At 57.4% G+C, this 2,509-nt stretch carries 2 protein-coding genes and 2 pseudogenes; 3 read left to right on the top strand and 1 reads right to left on the bottom strand.

What is annotated here, in order from left to right:
- The first annotated feature begins 157 nt into the window (after window positions 1-157).
- Window positions 158-973 carry a sulfonamide-resistant dihydropteroate synthase Sul2 gene (gene sul2, locus AC13CK_RS00045; protein ID WP_001043260.1) on the top strand — a complete coding sequence of 272 codons (816 nt, stop codon included), beginning with the start codon at window positions 158-160 and terminating at the stop codon, window positions 971-973.
- 86 nt (window positions 974-1,059) lie between these two features.
- Window positions 1,060-1,362 carry a phosphoglucosamine mutase gene (locus AC13CK_RS00040; RefSeq protein WP_000251875.1) on the top strand — a complete coding sequence of 101 codons (303 nt, stop codon included), beginning with the start codon at window positions 1,060-1,062 and terminating at the stop codon, window positions 1,360-1,362.
- A gap of 175 nt (window positions 1,363-1,537) precedes the next feature.
- Here the strand turns inward: AC13CK_RS00040 and AC13CK_RS00035 are convergent.
- Window positions 1,538-2,368, bottom strand: a pseudogene (locus AC13CK_RS00035) (IS91-like element ISCR2 family transposase); the annotation flags it as partial.
- A 63-nt stretch (window positions 2,369-2,431) separates the two neighbouring features.
- Here AC13CK_RS00035 and AC13CK_RS00030 point away from each other — a divergent pair.
- Window positions 2,432-2,509 (top strand): annotated as a pseudogene (locus AC13CK_RS00030) (IS6 family transposase); the annotation flags it as partial.

The raw sequence follows: 2,509 nt of genomic DNA, 5'->3' as shown, positions 1-2,509 counted from the left end.
TTTAAATGTGACTTGTTCCATTTTAGAGATTTGTTTAAGATAAGATATAACTCATTGAGATGTGTCATAGTATTCGTCGTTAGAAAACAATTATTGTGACATTATTTCAATGAGTTATCTATTTTTGTCGTGTACAGAGATTATTATAGAAGCCCCCATGAATAAATCGCTCATCATTTTCGGCATCGTCAACATAACCTCGGACAGTTTCTCCGATGGAGGCCGGTATCTGGCGCCAGACGCAGCCATTGCGCAGGCGCGTAAGCTGATGGCCGAGGGGGCAGATGTGATCGACCTCGGTCCGGCATCCAGCAATCCCGACGCCGCGCCTGTTTCGTCCGACACAGAAATCGCGCGTATCGCGCCGGTGCTGGACGCGCTCAAGGCAGATGGCATTCCCGTCTCGCTCGACAGTTATCAACCCGCGACGCAAGCCTATGCCTTGTCGCGTGGTGTGGCCTATCTCAATGATATTCGCGGTTTTCCAGACGCTGCGTTCTATCCGCAATTGGCGAAATCATCTGCCAAACTCGTCGTTATGCATTCGGTGCAAGACGGGCAGGCAGATCGGCGCGAGGCACCCGCTGGCGACATCATGGATCACATTGCGGCGTTCTTTGACGCGCGCATCGCGGCGCTGACGGGTGCCGGTATCAAACGCAACCGCCTTGTCCTTGATCCCGGCATGGGGTTTTTTCTGGGGGCTGCTCCCGAAACCTCGCTCTCGGTGCTGGCGCGGTTCGATGAATTGCGGCTGCGCTTCGATTTGCCGGTGCTTCTGTCTGTTTCGCGCAAATCCTTTCTGCGCGCGCTCACAGGCCGTGGTCCGGGGGATGTCGGGGCCGCGACACTCGCTGCAGAGCTTGCCGCCGCCGCAGGTGGAGCTGACTTCATCCGCACACACGAGCCGCGCCCCTTGCGCGACGGGCTGGCGGTATTGGCGGCGCTGAAAGAAACCGCAAGAATTCGTTAACTGCACATTCGGGATATTTCTCTATATTCGCGGTTCAGCAGGCATGTCCCCTTTGAGGGCGACCCGACGACAGGATAATCGACCTTATGGTGCGCAAATATTTCGGCACAGACGGTATTCGTGGCAAAGCCAACGAAGGCGCGATGACGGCGGAAACCGCCTTGCGCGTCGGCATGGCGGCTGGCCGTGTCTTTCGTCGCGGTGACCACCGCCATCGTGTCGTGATCGGCAAGGATACGCGCCTGTCGGGCTATATGCTTGAACCCGCGCTCACAGCCGGTTTCACCTCGATGGGCATGGACGTATTCCTTTTTGGCCCGCTGCCGACAACGTATAGGAAGAATAAACGCCCTTTTCACCCAAGTCCAACAGCTTTGGACCGCAGTTGACTCTTTCGACACCCCTGCGATGCAACCCAATCCGGCTGACGGGGAGCCAGCAACGCTGAAAATTTACCCTCCTCTTTCCCACTAGCGGCTCCTTTTCCGACAACCAGCACGGCGGATCCCTGCCGCGGCGCTGTGAACGCAGCATTTTGATTGGTATCGTTGGCCTTCAGGCTCGTCAGTCAAACAGACCCAGGAGCAGCTCAGCCGGTGGCGCCCGGCTTTCGGGTAACGCCCTGGTCCCGCTGGTTTCGGCTTTGTGCTTCAGGTGATCAAGGATCTGCTTGATCACTATAGGGTCTTCAATGCAGGCGATGACTTTCATGGCGCCGCCGCAGCCGCTGCAGGTCTCGATGTCGATATTGAAAACACGCTTGAGCCGTTGCGCCCATGTCATCGACGCTCGCCGTTGTGCTGGTGTTGCCGGTTCATCAGCCACCCTGACCTTGTTGCCCCTGCCCCGTTTTGCCGGCGTGACCAACGCCCGGTGCCGACTGTTGGGTGCGAACACCCCGTGGAAGCGGGTTAGGTTGACTCTGGGCTTCGGTACCAGGGCGGCCAGCCTTGCAATGAAATCCAATGGTTCGAAAATGACGTGCGTGGTGCCGTCCCGGTACGGCGTCTTGAGCTGGTAGCGCACGTTGCCGCCTCGTGTTAACGACAGCCGCTTCTCGGATACCGCCGGGCGGCTGATGTACCGGCACAGCCGTTCGAGCTTCTTGCGTTCATCGGCCCTGGCCGCCACGCCGGCGTGCAGGCTGGACCCGGCTACCTTGCCAATCCCGTCACCGAACGGATCACCACTGGTCGGCAGAGTTTGCAAAGTGAACACCTTTCGCCCCGCCTGTGAACCGACAGCGATACGGTAAGTGATCGAGTGCCCCAGCAGGGGTGTCATCGGGTCGTCATCCACCGCATCCGAGGCCAGATAGCTGTTTTCGACATCCCGTTCCAGCAGGCCTTGCCGTTCCAGATAGCGACCCACCCGGTGGGCGATGGTGTGCGTCAGCGGCACTGTTGCAAATAACCACGAATGGTAAGCTGAAGACTGTTTTAGCTAAAGGTGCAGCATATGAATCCTTTCCATGGTCGGCATTTTCAGGGCGAAATCATTCTTTGGGCTGTGCGCTGGTATTGTAAATATGGCATT

This window comes from Acinetobacter sp. L-24, assembly GCF_056857555.1.
This window is presented reverse-complemented; position numbering and strand designations above follow the sequence as displayed.

Excerpts from the sequence above, each read along its gene's own strand:
- sul2 (WP_001043260.1), top strand. The coding sequence starts at position 158 with ATGAATAAATCGCTCATCATTTTCGGCATCGTCAACATAACCTCGGAC.
- AC13CK_RS00040 (WP_000251875.1), top strand. The coding sequence starts at position 1,060 with ATGGTGCGCAAATATTTCGGCACAGACGGTATTCGTGGCAAAGCCAAC.